Raw genomic sequence first — 15,182 nt, forward strand, 5'->3', positions numbered from 1 at the left:
ATTACTTGGCCTCCGCTTCAAAGTTGATTTCCTGGCCGGGCTTCAGGCAGACGTACGCCTTCTTCACGTCCTTGCGCTTGCCCATGAAGCGACCAAAGCGCTTGGCTTTGCCCTTCGCGACCAGCACGTTGACGGAATCGACTTCCACCTTGAACAGCAGCTCGACTGCAGCTTTCACTTCCTGCTTCGTGGCATCCGGCGCGACTTCGAACACAACCTGTTCGTTCTTGTCGGCCACCAGCGTCGCCTTTTCGGAGACCACCGGCGCGAGCAGGACCTGCATCAAACGATGATCGTTCTTGCGAATCTCGCTCATGACAGCAACTCCTCGATCTGGGCGACCGCAGCCTTCGTGATCAGGATCTTCTTGAAGTAGATCAGCGACAGCGGGTCGGCGTAACGCGGCTCCACAACCGCCACGTGGGCGAGGTTGCGCGACGCGAGGTACAGGTTTTCGTCAACCGTGTCGGTAATCACCAGCACGGAATCGAGACCCATCGCCTTGAATTTTTCGGCCAGCAGCTTCGTCTTCGGCGCTTCGAGCGTCAACTCGTCGACCACCGAGATGCGGCCTTCGCGGGCCAACTGCGAGAAGATCGAGCAGAGACCTGCACGATGCATCTTCTTGTTGACCTTGTGCGAAAAGTTTTCTTCCGGCGAATTCGGGAAAATACGGCCACCGCCGCGCCACAGCGGGCTCGACGACATACCGGCACGGGCGCGGCCCGTACCCTTCTGGCGCCACGGCTTCTTGGTCGTGTGTTTGACCTGCTCACGATCCTTCTGCGCGCGGTTGCCGCTACGGGCATTCGCCTGGTACGCAACCACCACCTGGTGAATCAGGGCTTCGTTGTAGTCGCGGCCGAACACGACGTCCGACGCGCTAACGCCTGCACTTTCCTGACCATTGGCATTCAGGAGCTTAAGTTCCATTATTTCGCTCCTTTCACGGCACGCGTCTTCACGGCCGGCGTAACGAATACCTTGCCACCCTTCGCACCCGGAACGGCGCCCTTGACCAGCAGCAGCTTGCGGTCAGCATCGATACGAGCGATTTCGAGGTTTTGCACCGTTACCTTCTCATCACCCATGTGACCGGTCATGCGCTTACCCGGGAAAACACGACCCGGATCCTGCGCCATACCGATCGAGCCCGGCACATTGTGCGAGCGCGAGTTACCGTGGGATGCACGGCCAGACGAGAAGTTATAACGCTTGATGGTACCGGCGTAGCCTTTACCGATCGACACGCCTTGCACGTCGACCTTCTGGCCCACTTCGAACAGCTCGGGACCAACCACGGCGCCGCTCGACAGTTCGGCAGCCTTAGCGGCATCGATCTGGAATTCTTTGAGGATTTCACCGGCTTGAACACCGGCTTTGGCGAGATGACCTGCCAACGGCTTCGTCACGCGGGATGCACGGCGCGTACCGAAGGCAACCTGCACGGCCGTGTAGCCGTCGGTTTCAACAGTCTTGATCTGCGTCACGCGGTTGTCGGACACGTCCAGCACGGTGACGGGAATTGAATCCCCTTCAGCCGTGAAGATACGGGTCATGCCAACCTTGCGACCTACGAGTCCAAGGCTCATCGTTTTCTCCATTCCCGACTGCGATTGGTCGGGGCTAATTTACAAAATGCCGGCACCGCTTCGGGCATGAAACCATGCTGCAGGACGCCGACTTTTTTACGCAAATGCGCGAAAAGCTCAATAGTATAGCGAGCCTTTTCGTTTTCCGCAAGCAATCAATGACTTAGCGTTGCCCGGGTGGCCGGGCAAGGGCTGGAAGCCTTACTGCAGCTTGATTTCAACGTCCACGCCAGCCGGGAGATCCAGCTTCATGAGCGCGTCGACGGTCTTGTCCGTCGGGTCAACGATGTCCATCAGACGCTGGTGGGTGCGGATTTCGAGCTGGTCACGCGACGTCTTGTTGACGTGCGGCGAACGCAGGATGTCGAAGCGTTGAATGCGGGTCGGCAGGGGTACGGGACCACGAACAATCGCGCCGGTCCGCTTTGCCGTATCGACGATTTCAGCTGCCGATTGGTCGATCAGGCGATAGTCGAAAGCCTTCAGGCGAATGCGAATTTTCTGGTTCTGCATGACAAATTCCTTGAAAAGAGCGAGGCGATATTGCACCGCCGATTAGAAAAAGAACGTAGGCTCGGACGCTCGCGCAAAGCGAGTGCCCGAGCCCGGGCGCTACAAACTGCTACAGCAATCGTCGATTTTACTCGATGATCTTGGCGACGACACCAGCGCCGACCGTACGGCCACCTTCGCGAATTGCGAAGCGCAGACCTTCTTCCATCGCGATCGGGTTGATCAGTTTCACCGTGATCGACACGTTGTCGCCCGGCATCACCATTTCCTTGTCCTTCGGCAGCTCGATCGAGCCCGTCACGTCCGTCGTACGGAAGTAGAACTGCGGACGGTAGTTGTTGAAGAACGGCGTGTGACGGCCGCCTTCGTCCTTGCTCAGCACGTACACTTCAGCCGTGAAGTGCGTGTGCGGGTTGATCGAACCCGGCTTGGCCAGAACCTGACCACGCTCCACGTCTTCACGCTTCGTGCCGCGCAGCAGGATACCAACGTTGTCGCCTGCCTGACCCTGGTCGAGCAGCTTGCGGAACATTTCCACGCCCGTGCAGGTCGTCTTGGCCGTTGCGCGGATACCGACGATCTCGATTTCCTCGCCAACCTTGATCACGCCCCGCTCGACGCGACCCGTCACCACCGTGCCGCGACCCGAGATCGAGAACACGTCTTCCACCGGCATCAGGAACGCACCGTCAACCGCGCGCTCCGGCGTCGGGATGTACGTGTCCAGCGCATCGGCCAGGTTCATGATCGCTACCTCGCCCAGCTCGCCCTTGTCGCCTTCCAGCGCCAGCTTGGCCGAACCCTTGATGATCGGCGTCTCGTCGCCCGGGAAGTCATACTTCGACAGAAGTTCGCGAACTTCCATCTCGACGAGCTCCAGCAGCTCGGCGTCGTCCACCATGTCGCACTTGTTCAGGAACACAATGATGTACGGAACGCCAACCTGACGCGCCAGCAGGATGTGCTCACGCGTTTGCGGCATCGGGCCGTCGGCAGCCGAGCACACCAGGATTGCGCCGTCCATCTGCGCCGCGCCCGTGATCATGTTCTTCACGTAGTCTGCGTGGCCCGGGCAGTCGACGTGTGCGTAGTGGCGGTTAGCCGTTTCGTACTCGACGTGCGCGGTGTTGATGGTAATGCCACGCGCCTTTTCTTCCGGCGCCGCGTCGATCTGGTCGTACGCCTTCGCTTCGCCGCCAAACTTCTGCGTCAGGACCGTCGTGATCGCTGCCGTCAGCGTGGTCTTGCCGTGGTCAACGTGACCGATCGTGCCCACGTTCACGTGCGGCTTGGTCCGCTCGAATTTACCTTTAGCCATGTTTCTCTTCTTTCAGAAAGTTAATCGTTGAATGACTTTGCCGCGCGATTACTTCGACTTCGCGTTGATGATCGCTTCCGACACGTTACGCGGAGCTTCAGCATAGTGCTTGAACTCCATCGTGTACGTTGCACGGCCTTGCGTCAGCGAACGCAGAGACGTCGAGTAGCCGAACATTTCCGACAGCGGCACTTCGGCGCGAACGATCTTGCCGCCGCCAACCATGTCATCCATGCCCTGAACAATACCGCGACGGCCAGAGAGGTCGCCCATCACGTTGCCCATGTAGTCTTCCGGCGTTTCGACTTCGACAGCCATCATCGGTTCGAGAATGACCGGCTGTGCCTTGCGCATCGCTTCCTTGAACGCCATCGAACCGGCCATGCGGAACGCGTTTTCGTTCGAGTCGACATCGTGGTAGGAACCGAACGTCAGGTGAACCTTCACGTCCACGACCGGGAAGCCCGCCAGCACGCCGGCCTTCAGCGTTTCCTGGATACCCTTGTCGACTGCCGGGATGTATTCACGCGGAATCACACCGCCCTTGATCTCGTCCAGGAACTCGTAGCCCTTACCTTGCTCGTTCGGCTCGAGCGTGATGACCGCGTGGCCGTACTGGCCGCGACCACCCGACTGCTTGACGAACTTGCCGTCAACGTCTTCCGCCTTGCCGCGAATCGTTTCGCGGTAAGCCACCTGCGGCTTGCCAACCGTTGCTTCGACGCCGAACTCACGCTTCATCCGGTCGACCAGAATTTCCAAGTGGAGCTCGCCCATGCCCGAAATAATGGTTTGACCCGATTCTTCGTCCGTTTGAACGCGGAACGACGGATCTTCCTGCGCCAGACGGTTCAGGGCCAGACCCATCTTTTCCTGGTCCGGCTTCGTCTTCGGCTCAACAGCCTGCGAAATCACGGGTTCCGGGAAAACCATGCGCTCGAGCACGATCGGGCTCGTCGGATCGCACAGCGTGTCGCCCGTGGTCGCGTCCTTCAGGCCGACCGCAGCGGCGATGTCGCCTGCGCGCACTTCCTTGATTTCTTCACGCTGGTTCGCGTGCATCTGCAGAATACGGCCCAGACGTTCCTTCTTGTCCTTGGTCGCGTTCAGCAGGGTGTCGCCCGAATTCACAACGCCAGAGTAGACACGGAAGAAGATCAGTTGGCCGACGAACGGGTCGGTCATGATCTTGAATGCCAGTGCCGAGAACTTTTCGTCGTCAGCAGCGCGGCGCTCACCCTTTTCACCGTTTTCCAGCTCGCCGGTAACCGGCGGGATGTCGATCGGCGACGGCAGGAAGTCAAGCACGGCGTCCAGCATGCGCTGCACACCCTTGTTCTTGAACGCGGTGCCGCACAGCATCGGCTGGATTTCGCAAGCGATCGTACGGTCGCGCAGACCCTTGATGATTTCCTCTTCGGTCAGCTCACCCGACTCGAGGTACTTGTTCATCATGTCTTCGTTCGCTTCCGCCGCGGCTTCGACCATCTTTTCACGCCATTCGTTGCATGTGTCGACGAGCTCTGCCGGGATGTCTTCGTACGAGAACTTGGTGCCTTGGGACGCGTCGTCCCAAATGATCGCCTTCATCTTCATCAGATCGACGACGCCCGTGAAGTTCTCTTCCGCGCCGATAGGCACGACGACCGGAACCGGGTTCGCCTTCAGACGCAGCTTGAGCTGGTCGTAGACCTTGAAGAAGTTCGCGCCGGTACGGTCCATCTTGTTGATGAACGCGAGACGGGGAACCTTGTACTTGTTAGCCTGACGCCACACGGTTTCCGACTGGGGCTGCACGCCGCCCACAGCGCAGTACACCATGCACGCGCCGTCGAGCACGCGCATCGAGCGCTCGACTTCAATCGTGAAGTCGACGTGACCCGGGGTGTCGATGATGTTGATGCGGTGTTCGGCGCGGTCGCCCGCCATGCCCTTCCAGAATGCCGTGGTAGCAGCGGAAGTAATCGTGATGCCGCGCTCCTGTTCCTGCTCCATCCAGTCCATGGTGGCAGCGCCGTCGTGAACTTCACCAATCTTGTGGTTCACGCCCGTGTAGAACAGAATGCGCTCGGTCGTCGTCGTTTTGCCGGCGTCGATGTGAGCGCTAATACCGATGTTACGGTAGCGCTCGATAGGAGTCTTGCGAGCCACTTTGATCCTCTATTGGGATGACGCGATGCGAGAGATGCCCATCGCGCTCTAACACAAACGGGCGAGGCGCCTTTGAAGCGCACCCGCCCGGAATTTCTTTCCGTTTTCAGCTAATCCCGGGGTGGGGAAGCTTAGAAACGGAAGTGCGAGAACGCCTTGTTGGCTTCTGCCATCCGGTGAACTTCGTCGCGCTTCTTCATCGCGCCGCCACGGCCTTCGGCCGCTTCGGAGAGCTCACCTGCCAGACGCAGGGCCATCGACTTCTCGCTGCGCTTCTTCGCGGCTTCACGCAGCCAACGCATCGCCAATGCCATACGACGCGACGGGCGCACTTCGACCGGAACCTGATAGTTCGCACCACCAACGCGGCGGCTCTTCACTTCGACCACCGGCTTGACGTTGTTGAGCGCCACCGTGAACACTTCCAGCGGGTCCTTGCCACCCTTGGTCTGGATCTGTTCGAAAGCGCCGTACACGATACGCTCGGCAACCGACTTCTTGCCGGAGAGCATCAGCACGTTCATGAATTTTGCTACATCAACGTTGCCAAACTTCGGATCCGGCAACACTTCCCGCTTGGGGACTTCGCGACGACGCGGCATGTTTCTTCCTTTACTTTTCAGTTGGAGCTGTTTACAGCCCCGCGGCCACCAACTAACCCGATTCATCCGTAAGACTAACCAGCCTGGTCGGGTGACCACTTACTCGATAGCACCGGCGATTCCGGCACCATCGCTATTACCGCCTTTGCAGGCGACCTGAAACTGCGATCGACCGGCTAAATTACTTGCCAGCCTTGGCACGCTTCGCACCGTACTTCGAGCGAGCCTGCTTACGATCCTTGACGCCCTGGGTATCCAACGAGCCGCGAACCATGTGGTAACGCACACCCGGCAAGTCCTTTACACGGCCGCCGCGAATCAGCACGACCGAGTGTTCCTGCAGGTTGTGGCCTTCGCCACCAATGTACGAAATGACTTCGAAGCCGTTCGTCAGACGAACCTTGGCGACCTTACGGAGTGCCGAGTTCGGCTTCTTCGGCGTCGTGGTGTACACACGGGTGCACACGCCCCGACGCTGGGGGCAGTCCTGCAAAGCCGGGCTCTTGCTCTTCGTCGTTTCCGACGTGCGGCCTTTGCGAACCAGTTGATTGATGGTTGGCATTGATTATTCCTGAAATTGAACAAAATCGACGCATCGGTTTCCGGGCAAAGCGGAAACGCCCGCGCATCGAACTTCCGGGCTGGCCCGCTCACGCACGAACTGAAGTTGCGCGTAGGCATTCCAAGAACCGGAACCTAACATAATATTCCGAAAATACTAAGGGAGTCAACAGGTTGCGGTGTTTCGCCCGTGTCAATCCGGCTCAACAGCCAGACGACGTCAGTCTGCCGCTACGACGTGCAGCAATTCGTCGCCGAAACGGTCCAGTTTACGCGCCCCCATGCCCGGAATCCCGCGCAGACCGTCGATCGAATCGGGGCCGAGACGGGCGATTTCCGCGAGCGTCGCGTCATGGAAAATCACATAAGCCGGCACTCCGTCGCTCTTCGCGGTTTCTGTGCGCCACATGCGTAGGCGCTCCCAGCGGGCCCGCTCGCGAGGGCCCATGCCAATGGTCGGATCGGCGCGCTCGCTCGTACGACCCGACGATTGACGCGTGCGTGTCGGCTTGACGTAGCGACGCATCGTCACCTTCTGCTCGCCCTTGAGCACCGGCTTGCTCGCCTCCGTCAGCACGAGCGAACCGAAGCCCTCGTGGTCGACCGTCAGGTAACCGAACGCGACGAGTTGGCGAAAGATCGCACGCCACTCCGGCTCACCGAGCGCCGCGCCGATACCGAACGTGGTCAGCTTCTCGTGGCCGCGCTGCAGGATTTTTTCGCTGCGGTTGCCACGCAAAATATCTATCAGGTGTCCGGCTCCGAAATGAAAGCCGCTCGCACGCTGCGCGCGAAACACGCACGACAGCGCCATCTGAGCCTCGCGCGTTGCATCCCAGGTCGGCGGCGGCTCGAGGCAGTTGTCGCAGTTGCCGCACGGCTGGCTCGTTTCGCCGAAGTACGCGAGCAGGCGCACCCGCCGGCAAGTCGCCGTTTCGCACAAACCGAGCAGCGCGTCGAGCTTGCCGGTCTGGACGCGCTTGTGCGCGTCGTCTGCTTCGGATTCGTCGATCATCTTGCGCTGCTGCACGACGTCGCCGAGCCCGTAGGCCATCCACGCGTTCGACGGCAGTCCGTCGCGGCCCGCGCGGCCGGTCTCCTGGTAGTACCCTTCCACGCTCTTGGGCAAATCCAGATGCGCGACGAACCGCACGTCGGGTTTGTCGATGCCCATGCCGAACGCAATCGTCGCGCACATCACGATGCCTTCCTCGCGCTGGAACATCTCCTGATGTTTCTGGCGCACCTCGAACTCCATGCCGGCGTGGTACGGCAGCGCGCGCATGCCCTTTTCCTTCAGCCACTCCGCGGTTTCCTCGACCTTGCGGCGCGACAGGCAATAAACGACGCCCGCGTCGGTCGTACCGTCGGCTTTCGTATGCTCGGCGCGGATGAAGTCGAGCAGTTGCGTGCGCGCGTTGTCTTTTTCGGCGATGCGATAGCGGATGTTCGGCCGATCGAAACTCGACACGAACACGCGCGCGTCTTCGAGCGCGAGACGGTGGATGATTTCGTCGCGTGTGATCGCGTCGGCGGTCGCCGTCAGCGCGATGCGCGGGACATTCGGAAAGCGCTCGTGCAGCACCGACAGCTGAATATATTCGGGCCGGAAATCGTGTCCCCATTGCGACACGCAGTGCGCTTCGTCGATCGCGAAAAGACCGATGCGCGTGCGTTCGAGCAGTTCCTGGAAGCGCGGCGTCATCAGCCGCTCCGGTGCGACGTAGAGCAGATCGATGTCGCCGTCGCGGAGCGCCCGCTCGGTGGCCACCGCCTCCGCGCTCGACAACGTTGAGTTCAGGTACGCGGCCCGCACGCCGACTTCGGTCAGCGCGGCCACCTGATCCTGCATCAGCGCGATCAGTGGCGACACCACGATGCCGGTGCCAAAGCCGCGTTCGCGCCGCACCAGCGACGGGATCTGATAGCACAGCGATTTGCCGCCGCCCGTCGGCATCAGCACAAGGCAATCGCCACCGTCGGCGACGTGCTCGACAATTTCGCCCTGCTGCCCTCTGAACGCGGGATAACCAAAGACTTCATTGAGGATTTCGAGCGGTCGGGACATGTATTTGAGAGAGACGGCGAAAGGAACGGCACGCAGGCGGTGAGACGAATTTTACCAACCCATTCGTGCCGCGCCCGCGCTTTGCGACAACGTTAGCCATCGGGCCTAGGACTGCTCCGGCACTTGGCACCCATGCACGCGCAAAAAGAGCATCGAGTAGGGGACGGAGTTACCTCCGTCGCCCTCTCACACCACCGTACGTGCGGTTCCGCATACGGCGGTTCATTAAACACGCTGGAAGCGCCGCTGGGTATCGAGCAGCGAAACCAACCCTGATACGTCAAAGAAGCTCTTGGGATAGGCCGCGTTCATGTGGCTTGCTCCGGCGTTCCACCAAGGACCGCGTCCGTTGCTTGCCGACTTCCATGCCCGCGTCTTATCCAGGCCTCGCGCTTGTAGTCGCTTGTGACGGGTGGACGGACGCTTCCACTGCCGCCATAGCAGGCAGCGCAGTTTGCGCCGTACCCACCCGTCCAGCTCCTCCAGTACACCTTTAACCTCGGTCAAGCGGAAGTATGAGGCCCAGCCACGTAACACCGGGTTGAGTGCCGCTATCGTTACGGCGAGGTTGCGCGAGGCATTCCCCACCACGATTTCGCGCACCCTGTCCCTCAGTCGCTTCAGACTGCTATCGGCAATCTTCAGCCGCGCCTGCTTGTGCCATGTGACGCTGTAGCCTAGAAACTTCCGCTGCCAAGGCCGCGCGACGGCGCTTTTATCCCGGTTGACCTGGAGCCTGAGTTTCTTTTCCAGGTAACCGGTGATCGCAACCATCGCGCGCTGTCCAGCCGTTTGACTTTTGACGTAAATGTTGCAGTCATCAGCGTAGCGGCAGAACCGATGTCCCCGGCGCTCCAGTTCGCGGTCCAGATCCGTCAGCAGGATATTCGACAACAAGGGCGACAGCGGACCGCCTTGCGGCGTGCCTTCTGTCCTCGCGTTGACGATTCCTTCAGACATCATGCCCGCTTCCAGGTAGCGGCGGATCAGTTTCAATACCCGTTCATCTTTGACCCGGCGAGCCACCCGCGACATAAGGATGTCGTGGTTCACCCGGTCAAAAAACTTCTCCAGATCAAGGTCAACCACCCAGCGGTGGCCTTCCCTGATATAGCCTTGCGCTCGTTGCACCGCTTGCCATGCATTGCGGCCCGGTCGGAACCCATAGCTATGCCCGGAGAATTCAGGATCGAACTCTGGTTGGAGAACTTGCAGCAATGCCTGCTGGATCAGGCGATCCAGTACCGTCGCAATACCCAGTGTCCGCACCCCGCCGTTAGGCTTGGGTATCTCCACCTTGCGTATCGCCGCCGGCATGTAGACTCCTCCCAGCAAGGCTGCCTTGACGCTCGGCCAGTGCTGTTGCAGCCACGCCTTGAACTCGTACACGGTGAGTCCATCGACTCCCGCCGCGCCCTTGTTCCGCATGACCCGCTCATACGCTTGCCATAGGTTATGACGTTCGACCACGGCCTCCATCCCGCAAAGCCGCCGTCCTTCCGCTTTCGTTTGCCCATCCGCCGCCGTGCAATCCTCGGCTCCCAGCACGGCCATCGACGAAATCCGTTCGTCTAGCTCCTTGCCGGGCACAGTGGCCTGCCTTGTTGCGTCATCGATTTGCATCGAGGTCGGATGTCCTAATCGCGTTGTTCAATGTTCAGGCCTTCAGTCGGGGGTTTCTTCGGCTCACCGCCTTGCCCCCAACCTATTACGCCGTCTGCTGACTTCTGCATACGCATCCCAACACCTCCCGGTGTCGGTAGCACGAGGCACATATGCAGATCTCCCCGGGTATTGCGCACCCACCTTCACGCTTATGCCTGTCGGATATACGTCCTGACGTTCCGTACAAGTATTGGGCTTTGATGATTTCGGCATCTCACCCCGCCAGGCCGCCTCGTATCCGCTTCCTGTTCGTCAGGCCAGCGCTTTGCTTCCGGCTTCCTTCGGATTCGCAGTCGCCCGCGACACCCTTGCCTTCCGCTAGCTCTTCCCCTTGTCGGGCGAGCAGAGGACTTTCACCTCCCAGTAAGTGCGCCCTGCCGGGCGCACAAAAAAAAACCGCTCAGTCGAAACTGAGCGGCCTTCGTGGCTCGTAAGGCAAGGCGGCTTGCGCCGCCAGCACTTACTCGCCCGAGTGTTGCTGTTCGGCAGCCGGCGTTTCCGGCGTACCGAATTCGAACGACTCTTCCGCTGCGATCTGATCGAAACGCTCGCGGTCGGCCAGTTCCTTGCTCTTGCGCGCCTTGTGGAACGCGAGACCCGTACCGGCCGGAATCAGGCGGCCGACGATCACGTTTTCCTTCAGGCCACGCAGGTCGTCGCGCTTGCCCATGATCGCCGCTTCGGTCAGCACGCGGGTCGTTTCCTGGAACGACGCCGCGGAGATGAACGAATCGGTCGACAGCGACGCCTTCGTGATACCGAGCAGCACGTTTTCGTACGTTGCCGGACGCTTGTCTTCCGCGATCATACGGTCGTTCTCGTCGAGCATGTCCGACCGCTCGACCTGTTCGCCCGGGATGAAACGCGTATCGCCGTTGTCCGAAATCTGCACGCGGCGCAGCATCTGACGGACGATCACTTCGATGTGCTTGTCGTTGATCTTCACGCCTTGCAGACGGTACACGTCCTGCACTTCGTCCACGATGTAGCGCGACAGCGCCTCGACGCCCTGCAGACGCAGGATGTCGTGCGGATCCGCCGGTCCGTCGACGATCATTTCGCCCTTGTTGACGACCTGACCATCGTGCACCAGAACCTGCTTTTCCTTCGCGATCAGGAACTCGTGCTGGTTGCCCTCGAGGTCCGTGATAACGAGACGCTGCTTGCCCTTCGTGTCCTTACCGAACGACGTCGTACCCGTGACTTCCGCCAGGATACCCGCGTCCTTCGGCGAACGTGCTTCGAACAGTTCCGCCACACGCGGCAGACCACCGGTAATGTCACGCGTCTTCTGCGATTCGGTCGGGATACGTGCGAGCACTTCGCCGACCTGCACCTGCTGACCGTCCTTCACGGTGATCAGCGCGCCGACCTGGAAGCCGATCTGCACCGAGTGCTCGGTGTTCGGGATCTTCACTTCCTCGCCGTTCGCATCCAGCAGCTTGACCTGCGGACGCACCGTCTTCGACGCCTGCGAACCACGACGCTTCACGTCGATCACGACGAGCGTGGACAGACCCGTCACGTCGTCGATCTGTTTCGCGACCGTCACGCCTTCCTCGACGTTCTCGAACTTCACCGTACCACCGTACTCGGTGATGATCGGACGCGTCATCGGATCCCACGTGGCCAGTTGCGTGCCAGCCTTGATCTGCGCACCGTCGAGCTGCAGCAGCGTGGCGCCGTACGGCACCTTGTGACGCTCGCGCTCGCGGCCGTGATCGTCGGTGATCATCGCTTCACCCGAACGCGAGATGACGATCTGCTCGCCCTTCGCATTCGTGACGTAACGCATCGTCGACGTGAAACGCACCGTACCGTTCGACTTCGCTTCGACCGACGATGCCACCGCCGCACGCGACGCCGCGCCACCGATGTGGAACGTACGCATCGTGAGCTGCGTGCCCGGTTCACCGATTGACTGCGCCGCGATCACGCCGACCGCTTCGCCGACGTTCACCAGCGAGCCGCGGCCGAGGTCGCGACCGTAGCAGGCCGCGCACAGACCGTAGCGCGTTTCGCAGGTCAGCGGCGTGCGTACCCGCACTTCGTCGATGCCGAGGCGTTCGATGTCTTCGACCGCGTCTTCGTCGAGCAGTGTGCCCGCTTCGAACAGCGTTTCCTGCGATTCCGGGTTGACGATGTCAGCCACGGCCACGCGACCCAGGATACGGTCACGCAGCGCTTCGACCACTTCACCGCCTTCCACGAGCGCCTTCATCGCCACGCCGTTCGACGTGCCGCAATCTTCCTCGACGACGACCAGATCCTGCGTCACGTCGACGAGACGACGCGTCAGGTAACCCGAGTTCGCGGTCTTCAGTGCCGTATCAGCCAGACCCTTACGTGCACCGTGGGTCGAGATGAAGTACTGCAACACGTTCAGACCTTCGCGGAAGTTCGCCGTAATCGGCGTCTCGATGATCGAGCCGTCCGGCTTCGCCATCAGACCGCGCATACCGGCCAGCTGACGGATCTGAACCGCGGAACCACGAGCGCCTGAGTCCGCCATCATGTAGATGGAGTTGAACGACTCCTGACGCGTCTGGTTGCCGTCGCGGTCCGTGACCGGTTCCGTCGACAGCTGCTCCATCATTGCCTTGCCGACCGCTTCCGACGTCGCCGACCAGATGTCGACCACGTTGTTGTAGCGCTCCTGCGCAGTGACGAGACCCGACATGTACTGACGGTCGTATTCCTTCACCTTCTTCGCGGCGTCGCCAACGATGGTTTCCTTCTGCGGCGGTACGAGCATGTCGTCGACGCAAATCGAAATACCAGCGCGCGTTGCCAGACGGAAGCCCGACTGCATCAGTTGGTCGGCGAAAATCACCGTCTCACGCAGACCGCACTTGCGGAACGCGGTGTTGATCAGACGCGAGATTTCCTTCTTCTTCAGCGGCTTGTTCAGCACCGAGAACGGCAGACCCGGCGGCAGGATTTCCGACAGGATCGAGCGGCCAACCGTGGTCGCATACAGCGTGATCTTCGGTACGAACGCCGGGCCGCCTTCCGACTTGTCTTCGTTGTGGACCATTTCGGTGATCCGCACGTTGACGCGCGAGGCCAGTTCGACTTCCTTGTTCTCGTACGCGCGCAGCACTTCCGACACGCCCGTGAACGTCAGGCCTTCGCCCTTGCCGTTCACCGCTTCACGCGTCGCGTAGTACAGGCCGAGCACGATATCCTGCGACGGCACGATCGACGGATCGCCGTTAGCCGGGAACAGTACGTTGTTCGACGCGAGCATCAGCGTGCGCGCTTCCATCTGCGCTTCGAGCGACAGCGGCACGTGAACGGCCATCTGGTCACCGTCGAAGTCGGCGTTGAACGCCGCGCAAACGAGCGGGTGCAGCTGGATTGCCTTACCTTCGATCAGCACCGGCTCGAAAGCCTGGATGCCGAGACGGTGCAGCGTCGGCGCACGGTTCAGCATGACCGGATGTTCGCGGATCACCTCTTCGAGGATGTCCCACACCACCGGTGTCTGGTTCTCGACCTCCTTCTTCGCAGCCTTGATGGTGGTAGCGACACCCATCACTTCGAGCTTGTTGAAGATGAACGGCTTGAACAGTTCGAGCGCCATCAGCTTCGGCAGACCGCACTGATGCAGCTTCAGCGTCGGGCCGACCACGATCACCGAACGGCCCGAGTAGTCGACACGCTTACCGAGCAGGTTCTGACGGAAGCGACCGCCCTTACCCTTGATCATGTCCGCGAGCGACTTTAGCGGACGCTTGTTCGCACCGGTCATCGCCTTGCCGCGACGGCCGTTGTCGAGCAGCGAGTCGACGGCTTCCTGCAGCATCCGCTTTTCGTTGCGGACGATGATTTCAGGCGCCTTCAGCTCGAGCAAACGCTTCAACCGGTTGTTACGGTTGATCACGCGGCGATACAGGTCGTTCAGATCCGACGTCGCGAAACGGCCGCCGTCGAGCGGGACGAGCGGACGCAGTTCCGGCGGCAGCACCGGCAGCACTTCGAGGACCATCCAGTCCGGCTTGATGCCCGAACGCTGGAACGCCTCGAGCACTTTCAGGCGCTTCGCGTACTTCTTGATCTTCGCTTCCGAGCCGGTGTTCTTGAGCTCCGTGCGCAGCAGCTCGACCTGCTCGTCGATGTTGATCGCGCGCAGCAGTTCGCGAATACCTTCCGCGCCCATTTCGGCACGGAATTCGTCGCCGTATTCCTCGACCTTGTTGTAGTAATCCTCTTCGGTCATGATCTGCCGCGCTTTCAGCGGCGTCATGCCCGGATCGATCACCACGTATGCTTCGAAGTACAGCACGCGCTCGATGTCGCGCAGCGTCATGTCGAGCACCATGCCCAGACGCGACGGCAGCGACTTCAGGAACCAGATGTGCGCGACCGGCGAGGCCAGCTCAATGTGGCCCATTCGCTCACGACGCACCTTCGCGAGCGTCACTTCGACGCCGCACTTCTCGCAGATCACGCCGCGGTGCTTCAGGCGCTTGTACTTGCCGCAAAGGCATTCGTAGTCCTTGATCGGACCGAAAATCTTCGCGCAGAACAGACCATCGCGCTCCGGCTTGAACGTGCGGTAGTTGATGGTTTCCGGCTTCTTGACTTCACCGAACGACCACGAACGGATCTTGTCCGGCGAGGCCAGACCGATCTTGATCGCGTCGAAAACTTCAGGTTGTTGGACTTGCTTGAATAGATCGAGCAAAGCTTTCATCGCTTCTCTCCAG

General features: G+C 60.5%; 11 protein-coding genes. All 11 read right to left on the reverse strand.

The genetic code is table 11. From position 1 onward, the window contains the following. Position 1: 1 nt before the first annotated feature. Positions 2-316 carry a 50S ribosomal protein L23 gene (rplW, locus tag OKW27_RS27760; protein ID WP_008923345.1) on the reverse strand — a complete coding sequence of 105 codons (315 nt, stop codon included), beginning with the start codon at positions 314-316 and terminating at the stop codon, positions 2-4. Next, entirely contained in the window at positions 313-933 is a 621-nt protein-coding gene (gene rplD, locus OKW27_RS27765) for a 50S ribosomal protein L4 (RefSeq protein ID WP_090802165.1), read from the reverse strand. Before rplD ends, rplW begins: the two co-directional genes overlap by 4 nt. After that, the gene (gene rplC / locus OKW27_RS27770) at positions 933-1,592 is read right to left on the reverse strand and encodes a 50S ribosomal protein L3 (protein WP_090805499.1); all 660 of its coding nucleotides are present in this window, start codon (positions 1,590-1,592) and stop codon (positions 933-935) included. Before rplC ends, rplD begins: the two co-directional genes overlap by 1 nt. A 201-nt stretch (positions 1,593-1,793) precedes the next feature. After that, entirely contained in the window at positions 1,794-2,105 is a 312-nt protein-coding gene (gene rpsJ, locus OKW27_RS27775) for a 30S ribosomal protein S10 (RefSeq protein WP_006998489.1), read from the reverse strand. A 127-nt stretch (positions 2,106-2,232) separates the two neighbouring features. Continuing rightward, positions 2,233-3,423, reverse strand: a complete 1,191-nt coding sequence (gene tuf, locus OKW27_RS27780; protein WP_090802167.1) for an elongation factor Tu — start codon at positions 3,421-3,423, stop codon at positions 2,233-2,235. A gap of 48 nt (positions 3,424-3,471) precedes the next feature. Then, positions 3,472-5,574, reverse strand: a complete 2,103-nt coding sequence (gene fusA, locus OKW27_RS27785) for an elongation factor G (protein WP_090802169.1) — start codon at positions 5,572-5,574, stop codon at positions 3,472-3,474. A 131-nt stretch (positions 5,575-5,705) separates the two neighbouring features. Beyond that, on the reverse strand, positions 5,706-6,176 hold the full coding sequence (gene rpsG, locus OKW27_RS27790; protein WP_006053291.1) for a 30S ribosomal protein S7: 471 nt from the start codon (positions 6,174-6,176) through the stop codon (positions 5,706-5,708). Between the two features lie 181 nt (positions 6,177-6,357). After that, on the reverse strand, positions 6,358-6,738 hold the full coding sequence (gene rpsL, locus OKW27_RS27795) for a 30S ribosomal protein S12 (RefSeq protein WP_006053290.1): 381 nt from the start codon (positions 6,736-6,738) through the stop codon (positions 6,358-6,360). Positions 6,739-6,957: 219 nt separating this feature from the next. Beyond that, entirely contained in the window at positions 6,958-8,805 is a 1,848-nt protein-coding gene (gene recQ / locus OKW27_RS27800; protein WP_429335413.1) for a DNA helicase RecQ, read from the reverse strand. A gap of 225 nt (positions 8,806-9,030) precedes the next feature. Beyond that, positions 9,031-10,428 carry a group II intron reverse transcriptase/maturase gene (ltrA, locus tag OKW27_RS27805; protein WP_090807930.1) on the reverse strand — a complete coding sequence of 466 codons (1,398 nt, stop codon included), beginning with the start codon at positions 10,426-10,428 and terminating at the stop codon, positions 9,031-9,033. A gap of 502 nt (positions 10,429-10,930) precedes the next feature. Next, a complete protein-coding gene (rpoC, locus tag OKW27_RS27810; protein WP_184070693.1) occupies positions 10,931-15,169 on the reverse strand; it encodes a DNA-directed RNA polymerase subunit beta' in 4,239 nt (1,412 codons plus the stop codon). Between the last annotated feature and the right edge of the window lie 13 nt (positions 15,170-15,182).

This window comes from Paraburkholderia sp. 35.1, from assembly GCF_050436525.1.
Taxonomy (GTDB): domain Bacteria; phylum Pseudomonadota; class Gammaproteobacteria; order Burkholderiales; family Burkholderiaceae; genus Paraburkholderia; species Paraburkholderia tuberum.

Coding starts and splice junctions, on each gene's coding strand:
- rplW (WP_008923345.1), bottom strand. CDS start 316: ATGAGCGAGATTCGCAAGAACGATCATCGTTTGATGCAGGTCCTGCTC.
- rplD (WP_090802165.1), bottom strand. CDS start 933: ATGGAACTTAAGCTCCTGAATGCCAATGGTCAGGAAAGTGCAGGCGTT.
- rplC (WP_090805499.1), bottom strand. CDS start 1,592: ATGAGCCTTGGACTCGTAGGTCGCAAGGTTGGCATGACCCGTATCTTC.
- rpsJ (WP_006998489.1), bottom strand. CDS start 2,105: ATGCAGAACCAGAAAATTCGCATTCGCCTGAAGGCTTTCGACTATCGC.
- tuf (WP_090802167.1), bottom strand. CDS start 3,423: ATGGCTAAAGGTAAATTCGAGCGGACCAAGCCGCACGTGAACGTGGGC.
- rpsG (WP_006053291.1), bottom strand. CDS start 6,176: ATGCCGCGTCGTCGCGAAGTCCCCAAGCGGGAAGTGTTGCCGGATCCG.
- rpsL (WP_006053290.1), bottom strand. CDS start 6,738: ATGCCAACCATCAATCAACTGGTTCGCAAAGGCCGCACGTCGGAAACG.
- recQ (WP_429335413.1), bottom strand. CDS start 8,805: ATGTCCCGACCGCTCGAAATCCTCAATGAAGTCTTTGGTTATCCCGCG.
- ltrA (WP_090807930.1), bottom strand. CDS start 10,428: ATGCAAATCGATGACGCAACAAGGCAGGCCACTGTGCCCGGCAAGGAG.
- rpoC (WP_184070693.1), bottom strand. CDS start 15,169: ATGAAAGCTTTGCTCGATCTATTCAAGCAAGTCCAACAACCTGAAGTT.